Source organism: Catenulispora pinistramenti, from assembly GCF_018274385.1.
In the GTDB taxonomy this organism is placed as follows: Bacteria; Actinomycetota; Actinomycetes; order Streptomycetales; family Catenulisporaceae; genus Catenulispora; species Catenulispora pinistramenti.
The window spans coordinates 114,235-122,305 of sequence record NZ_JAAFYZ010000005.1; the positions used below are offsets into that span (position 1 = coordinate 114,235).

2 protein-coding genes (1 of these 2 cut by a window edge) are annotated in these 8,071 nt (G+C 72.2%); one reads left to right on the forward strand and one right to left on the reverse strand.

Translation table 11 applies throughout. The features are described 5' to 3' along the window. On the reverse strand, nucleotides 1-7,962 hold the start of the coding sequence (locus tag KGQ19_RS02505) for a preprotein translocase subunit SecA (RefSeq protein WP_307856325.1). The gene continues 22,965 nt to the left of window position 1, outside the view; the window shows 7,962 of its 30,927 coding nt (coding positions 1-7,962); the start codon lies at nucleotides 7,960-7,962; its stop codon lies beyond the left edge, outside the window. On the opposite strand from KGQ19_RS02505, the gene KGQ19_RS49215 reads away from it, so the two are divergent. After that, nucleotides 7,864-8,071: hypothetical protein (locus KGQ19_RS49215; protein ID WP_230418082.1), on the forward strand; the 208-nt coding region annotated here is incomplete at its 3' end. The two genes, KGQ19_RS02505 and KGQ19_RS49215, sit on opposite strands and share 99 nt — an antisense overlap.

The window sequence follows — 8,071 nt, forward strand, 5'->3', positions numbered from 1 at the left end:
ACCCCGGATCTGCTCGGCCCGGGCGCGCGCGTGGGAGGTGATGGCCGGGTCGGTCCGGGTGGGGAGCTGTTCGAAGACGTACCGGGCGACGACTGCCCGGAGCTCCACGTCGGTCAGCTCCCGGCCGTGTTCGGCGCGGACCAGCTCCGCGACGGCGGCCGGCGTCCGGATGTCGGCGGCCCGGTCTCGCAGGCTCTTCACCAGGGCGGTCCACGCGACGGCGCTGAACCCGGCGGCGTCGGTGAGTTCGGCCGTCGGCCGCCCGGCGGCGTCGATCGGGGAAGCCCAGCGGATCATCCGGGTCTGCCGGATCTGTTCCAGTCCCCGGCGCCGCGCCGCCGCCAGCTCGGCGGCCGGGGGACGGGGGTCGGCGCGGTACCAGGTGCGGCCGGTCAGCTCCATGGCCCAGACGAGCAGGGCGTCGTAGGCGCTCTGCGGACGCACGCCTCGCAGGTTGACGAACTGACCGATCCAGGCGTCGTCCTCGGCGTGGGCCACCGGGTCGCGGTGGGCCCGCGCGGCGATGGCCACCTGGGGGGTGTGCCCGTGGCTGGGGTCGACGGTGAGGTTGTGCTCGATGAAGTCCGCGATCAGCGTCCGTAGCTGTGCGTCGTCCAGACCGATGCCGAACCGGTCCGCCACGTGTCGGCGGACCTCGCCGGGCGTGGACAGGGCGGCGCCGTCGCCGAGGAGGTGCCGGTGGACCTCGGCGGCCTGGCCGGTGCTCAGGGTTCCGGACCGGTGCGGGACCGCGGCGACCACACTTCCGTCGGCCTGCTCGATCAGGACGACGTCGCCCCGCGGCCCGTCGGTGACCTCGATGAGCGCACCGTCGGTCCGCACGATGTGGACGGCGAGCCCGTGCACGATGGCGGCGGTCGGGAACGCGATGTCGTTGCCCTGGTAGGCGGTGCCGATCCGGACGTGCGCGACGAACGGTCCGCGGTGGGCGTCGGTGAACGTGCCGTCCGCGACCGCGGTCCGGCCCAGCGCCTGCGCCGCTTGGTCCCGCGTTTCGAACTCCTGCTCCCGCAGGTCCTGGTCGGTCCAGAACTGGGTGCCGAACCGGATCGCGGTCCGGTCGAGCCCGGGCCAGTGCCGCCGTGCTTCGGCCGGTTGGAGCAGATCGGCGGTGAGCCGGGCGGCCAGGTCTTCCCGGACGGCCCGGACCTCGGTCAGCCGGCGCCCGGCGGAATCGGCCAGGCCGGCCGGGGTCGCGGCCATCAGGGCGTTCAGATACCGGTCGTGGCCGGTGAAGGCGGGGCCCGGGACCACGCCGAAGTGGTCGAGCACCGCTGCGCGCGCGGAGTCCGGCGACAGCGAGGGGGTGCGGGCCGGGGCCTGGACGGGCTGTGCTGCCGGTTCCGTTGCTGGTTGCCGTTCCCGAGCCGGTTCCGGAGTCGGCTCCGGAGCTGGTTCCAGTTTCCGAGTCGGCGAGCCGTCCTCGGCTCGGGTCTGCGCGGCCGTCCCGGGCGCGATCGCGGCCGCGATCGCGTCGTCGGCCGACCGGACGAGGGTCGCGGCTGCGGTGCTCTCGGATTCAGCACCGATGGCGGTCAGCGTGCCGTCCTGCGCCAGGACCCGGACGGTCAGCCGGTGGACCTCGGCGAACACCGGCGCGGTGATGACGATGTCGTCGCCGATCGGCTGCCCGTCGCGGCCGAGGTGGTCGATGATCAGCTGACGGTGCGTGTCGTGCCAGCCGAAGACGGTCCGCAGCGAGAAGGCTGCCTGGACGACCGTGAGCGAGGGGTCCAGGAGGGGCTGGAACTGCGTCTCTTCCGCGGTCGCGACCGTGTCCCGGCGCTGGATGTGGATCCACGCCTCGGAGGCGGGGGTGTCCAGCGCCGGCCACAGCTGCCGCTCCGCCGGGCGGGCCAGGTCCTCGGCCAGCCGTGCCGCCAGGTCGGCGCGCAGGCCGACGGCGTCGGTGACCGGGGCGCCGTTCCGGTCCCTGAGCTCCGGCACGGCCCGAAGCAGGGCCCTGAGCAGCGCGTCCGCTCCCCGTTCAGGATCGGCCGCCTCCAGGCCGGCCTCGTCGAGGAAGGCGGCCCGGCGCGCGGCGGGATCCTGGGCCGCCACCGCTGGCGTCCCGCTGCCGAGCTCGGCGAGCATCGCTTCCCACCCCGCGACCTCCCGGTCGATGGCGTGCGAACCGTCCGCCTGGTCGAGAAGCGCGGAGACCTGGGCTTCCCAATCCTCGCCGGAGGGCACGAGCCCCGAGTCCGGAGTCGGCGCGTCGCCGAAGAACTCGGCGATGATCTGGTCCAGATCTGGGTCCAGGTCCAGATCCGTTGTAGCGCTTGTCTGTTCCGCGGCCGTCGTCTCCGGTGCGGGCGAGTCCGGCTCGGCGGCCGGGACCCGTCGACGCTTGGCCGGCGGCGGGGTCGGGGCCTCGTCGGCGCTCAGCTGATCCGCGGCCCGCTTGCCGGTGAGGGGGGCGAGCGCGTCCGGGCTGATACCGGCCAGCGTCAGGGCTCTCAGTTCCACGTCGTTGACGGCGGAGTAGTCGCGGCGGCCGGACCGCAGGTTCGCGAGGAAGGCCCGCAGGACCACGAGGTCCTCGCGTTCGCTGCGGCCCAGGCCGGGCGGCCGGACCTGGGCAGCATCTTGCTGGCGCACCGTGGTCGCGGGCGTTGTGCCGTGCGTGAGGAAGTGCCGCAGCGCGGCCTGGACCCGCCGGTTGCTGTACGTCGGCTGGCTGAACTGGTGCCGCAGGTCCTCCAGGACGAACCGGGCGACCACGGCCCGCACCGCGCGTTCGCCGACCCCCGGGCCGAACTCGGCGCGCAGCAGCTCGCGGACCGCCTGCGGCGTCTGGATGCCGGAATCGGCACGCAGCCACTCCACGACGTCCCGCCACTGCGCGTCGTCGAGCCCGGTGGCCCCGGTCAGCTCGGCCGTCGGCCGCCCCTGGCTGTCGTACGGCACCGTCCAGTCGATCCGCCGGGTGCTGTGGAACCGCTGGTAGGCGGTTCGGCGCAGGGCGGCGAGTTGCGCGGCACCGGGCTGGACCGCGCCGGGGCCCCGCCAGTGCAGCCCCATCAGGTCCAGGGCCCAGGCCGCCACCGGGTCGTTCAGGATCGGAAGCTCCCGGACGATGCCGAGGAAGCTCTGGGTCGCGAGATGGGCGTCGGGCGAACTGTCAGGGTCCTGATAGCCCTCCAACGCCCGCTGGAGCACCGCCCCGTACTGCTGCCGGGCATCGACCACCAGATGCCGCGCGACGAACTCCGCGATCACCGGGCGCATGTCGGTGTCTGACAGCTCGACGCCGTGGGTCTGCCGGAGGTGGGTGCGTACGTCGTCGGGCGAGGACAGGTGCGCGCCGGAGTCGAGCAGGTACTCGTGGAGCTGCGTGGTCTGCGTACCGCTCAGGGGCGAGGACCGTCCCGCGCCGGTCGCCGCCTGCCGCGCCAGTTGGTCGGGCCGCCGGACCTGCTTGCCCTGAGCCTTGTCCACTTCGGGTTCGGGCATCAGGTGGTCGATGAAGTCCTGGAACGCGGCCACAACACGTTCGTCGGCGGGCTCCTCCAGCAGCAGCCGCACACGCTGCGGGCCGGACAGGCCCCGGCCGGCCCCGCCGTCGAGGGCGGTGAGGTCGAACGGCTGCTCGGCGTACCGGGCCGCCAGCCAGTCGGCGACGACGAACGGCCCGTCCGGCCCGGCCGGGGTGCCGCCGAGGCGGGTCAGGACATCGGCCTGGTCGGGTCGTCCGGCCAGCTGCTCCGCCAGCAGCTCGGCGGTCGTGGTCTGGTCCTCCTGGTCCTGCTGGTCCCGCGGCGATTCAGCCGACTCCGCCGCCCCGGGTTGGCCGGCGCCGACTTCCGGGTTGGGCCGGACGCCCCGAGCGGCCCCGAGCGCCCGGGCGACGGCCGCGGCAAGCTCGGGGCCCTTGTGCGCGTAGGTGTGCCGGATCTGGTCGAGGTCCTGCTCGCGTTGGGAGACCAGGGCCTGGCTTCTCGGGTCGTCGCGGTCCAGCGGCGGGTAGTAGTCGAAGCGCTGGAGGAGATCGGCGGCGGCGAGGTAGGCGGCATCGGGCGCGGCGGTGGTGCGCCGGTTCTGCCGGGAGGGGACCGCCACGCGGGTCACCAGCGCCTGCACCTCGGCCATGGCCTGCTGGGCCTGGCGGAGGTACGGACCGGACAGTTGAGGCGCGATCTCGGCGATGTGGCTGTAGAGCCCGCGCAGCCCGTCCGCGGCAGCCGACCGCCGGGCGGTGTCGTTCGGCGCCGCGCGCAGTCCCTGGACGATCGATCCGGTGACGCCGAGTGTCGCGATGGTCTGTGGCACGCCTTCGGCAGTGTTCCGCTGGGAATCCAGCCGGGCCACGTCGGTGAACAGGGTCAGCGCGCGCCGGAGTTCTTCGGGGCCTGATGCCTTGCCGAGTGGTTCGGCGGCCAGTCGGGCTTGGAAGCGGTCGGCGGTGGCTTGTTCGTGGTCGAGCCAGAGGTCCAGGGGCAGGGTGTGGTCGCCGAACAGGGCGTTGTGGGTGCTGGCCCAGTCGTGACGGAAGCTTTGGGCGATGGCGGTGCGGATCGGTTCGGGGAGGTCTTGGGTTTGTGGGTACAGGTCGGCGAAGTGGGCCGCGGCGTCGGTGAGCGCTTGGGCGAGCGCGGCGCCGTGGGCCAGCCGGCGCGGGGTGCGGTCGGCGAGTTCGGTCAGGCGGGTCTGGAGTCGGGCGAGGGCTTCGGCGACGCTGTCCGGGGCATAGCGCTGGGCGGCGAGCTCGGTGTGGGTGTCGCTGAGGATTTGCTGGAGTTCGGCTTGGGCGATCAGAGCTTGGCGGTGGACGATGTCGGGCGCGGGTTGGGTGGCCAGGGACTGTAGGTGCTTCTGGAGCACGGCGTTGGAGTGTTCGACGTAGCGTTCGCCGAGCTGTTTGAGGGCTTGGTCGAAGGTGAGGCGGTCCTGAAGCCCGGCGGTGATCAGGTCCAGGCGGCGGGTGAGGACTTCGGGGCGGTTGTCCAGGTCGGCGTGGGAGACGTCGCGGTAGACGGCTTCGGCTTCGCGGTGCAGGGTTTGGCGGATCTGCTGGATGTGTTCCGCTGTCCGCGGTGTCCCGCTGTCCGCGAGGGCGCGGGTCAGTCGCTCGTCCAGGATCGGTCGGCGCTGCTCGAACACCGCGGCCAGATCCAAGCCGTGTTCGAGGTCGGTGACGGCGGCGCCGACGAGGCTGTCCAGCCGAGCGGTCTCGGCGGCGTTGAAGACGGTCCGGGCCGGGTCCAGGAATCCGGCCCGGAGCCGGCGGACGGCGTCGCGGGCGGCGGCGGTCGCGGTGCTGCGCAGCTCGGCGATCCGCTCGGGCGCCGGGAGGTGCTGTCCGGTGGCGGTGTGACGGTCCTGCCAGTCGGTGACCGCCCGCGTGATGGCCCGGTCGATCGCGGTGTGCCGGCGGTGCTGGTCGGCGATGCGCTCCAGACGTTCATCGAGGTGGCCGACCAGGTGGTCCAGGAGGGCCCGGAACTTTTGCGCGCTCTGGCCGGGATCGTGTCCGGCGGTGCCGAGGTCGTGGTGGGTCTGGCGGTGCACGACGTGGACGTCGTCGGTGAAGGAGGCCAGGGCGCTGTCCACGACGGCCCGATCTACGTCCCGGTAGACGGGCGGGTCGGTGGCCGTCCAGCGGGCCCGGGCGTCGTCGGCGGCGGTTCGGGCGGCGGCGGCCGCCTCGGGGGCGATCCGGGAGTAGGCGATCGCGCGGTGCAGGTCCTCGCGCAGGTCCTGGTAGGTGATCCGCCAGGTGTCGGCGGCTTCCTGCCAGGCTGCACTGTCGTGGTCGGTGCTGTCGTGCTCGGTGGTGTCGTGCTCAGCGGTGTCGACCCGGTGCCAGATCGCCGTGTAGGCGGTGTCAGCCTGCTGACGGTACTCGGCGAGGCTGGGCATGCCGGGGCGTGCGCCGGGGTCGGCGTCGGGGTGCGCCAGCGGGTCCGGTGCCGTGGCGGCGAGGATCTGGTGATAGTCGGCGGTGAAGTCCGGTCGCCGCGCCTGGATCGTGGCGGCGGCGTCCAGTCGGGCCCTGATGGCGTCCAGGAGTTCGGTTTGGCGGCGTTGCCAGGTGGTCGGGGTGTCCTGGTCCGGTGGCGGGTGTCGGGGGTCGCGGCCGGTGGTGTCCGCGGGTGGTGGTGTGGCGGTGTGGGGCCGGGCCGGGCCGGCGCGGGGTTGGACGGGCAGGTGGATGCCGCGTTGGGCGGCGGCGTCGGCTTGGAGTCCGGGGACGAGGTCGCGGAAGTCCTCTTCGGCTTTTCGGCGGTGTGCGGTGCTGGCCGCCGTGGGGTCGGCCCGGTCGGCGGCGACGGCGTCGGTGTATTGGACGGTGACGTGCTGGACGCGGTCGTCGCGGCTGAGCCGGTAGAGGTGGTCGTCGGGCGACAGGTAGTACTGGACGCTGCCGTGTTCGCCGTTGCGGGCGGCGCGGTTCTCGGCCTGGATGTCCAGGTCGCGGGAGACGGTGGAGCGGGCGGTGACGCGGACGTGGAGTCCGCCCAGGGTTTTGGCTTCTTTGCTGATCGGGACGTCGACTCCGCGCGCGCCTTGCATGTTGATGACGGTGATCTTGCCGGGGAGCCCGCCGGCGTCGACGAGGCGTTGGAATTCGGCCTCGGCCTCGACGCCTTTTTCCAGGAACCATTTGGCGTCGATGGCGACGTGGTCGGAGCCGCGGTCGGTCAGTAGCCGCGACAGTTCGGCGACGAGGTTGTTCTCGTGGGCCAGGATCAGCTGCGGCTGTCCGGTGCCCTCTTGCATGGCGATGGCGTCCTCGGCGATGCTCTGGAGTTTTTGTCCGGTGTCGGGGAGGACCTTGTCGTCGGCCACGGCCAGTTGTGATTCGTGGTAGCGGGGGATGTCGGCGATGTCGGGGGACAGGCCCTGCTTGGCGAACAGTTCGCTTTTGCCGTTGGCGGTTCCCGAGGCGCCGACGACGGTGTCGTAGTTCTCCTTGGTGTAGATGGTTTTGGCGTCGACGCTGTTGGCGGTGGAGGGGTCGTCGCGGATGGCGAGGCCGTGTTTGGCCTCGACGGCTTGGGCCAGGCCGCCGTTCCAGCGGGATTCGGTGGAGGTTTTGGGGTCGAACATGACTTTGTGGGTCGTCTGGTCGATGATGTAGACCTTGTCATCGTGGATGACGTAGTGCTTGTTCTCCACGTATTCCCAGCGTGCGGTGGCGGCCATGTCAAGGGCCTGTTGCTCGCCGGCCGTCAGTTCGCGGTCGAGCAGTTCCCGCACGCGGGTCTTTCCCTCGGCGGTCAGCGCCGGGGGCGGTCCGCCGGGCCGGTCGGGATCGTGGCCGAAGTCCAGAGGGCTGAGTCGTTCCAGCCCGAGGTTGCGGTCGAGGAAGTCCCAGGCGTCGGTGACGCGCTTGGCGACGGTGTCGGGGGCGGCTTTCTGGGCGCCTTCGGACAGGATGAAGGTGGTGTTGGCGTAGACGAATGCTTCGTCGACTTCATCGACGGAGGCGTGTCGGCCGGGGATGGGCTTGCCCCGTAGGTAGGAGAAGCCGACGTCTTCGTGGGTCCCGACGTAGATGGTGGGGTGGTCGTTGTCGGGACGGGTGCCGCCGCCGTCGGGCGTCATGCGCACGATGTTGATGTCCATGGCCTTCAGGACGTCGCTGTAGCGTTCGTGTTCGCGGGTGGCCAGGTTGTCCCGGGTGGTGATGACCTGGACGGCGTCGACGCCGTCCATGACGGCGCGGCGGGCGGCGTAGGCCAGGAACACCAGGGATTTGCCTTCGCCGGCGGCCATGTTGACGACGTCGCCGCGGGACATGGCCTGCACGGCGGACATCTGGGTCCAGCGCAGGCCCTTGTGCTCCACGCGGCGTACGACCTCGTAGACGGCCGCGATGGAGTCGGCTTGCGAGCCGTGCAGCAGCAGCTGTTTCAGGCCGTCGTCGTCGATGGCGACCAGGCGCTGGTGTTCGGGGATGCCGGGTCCGGAGCGGGCGGCGATGTCCTGGTAGATCTGCGCGATGTCGTGGGCGCCCTTGGCCGCTGCCAGGCGGGCTTCGTGTTCCAGGGCTTGGACCGCGTCCGGCCGGGCCGGGGTGTGCTCGGGGTGCGGGGGCAGGTGG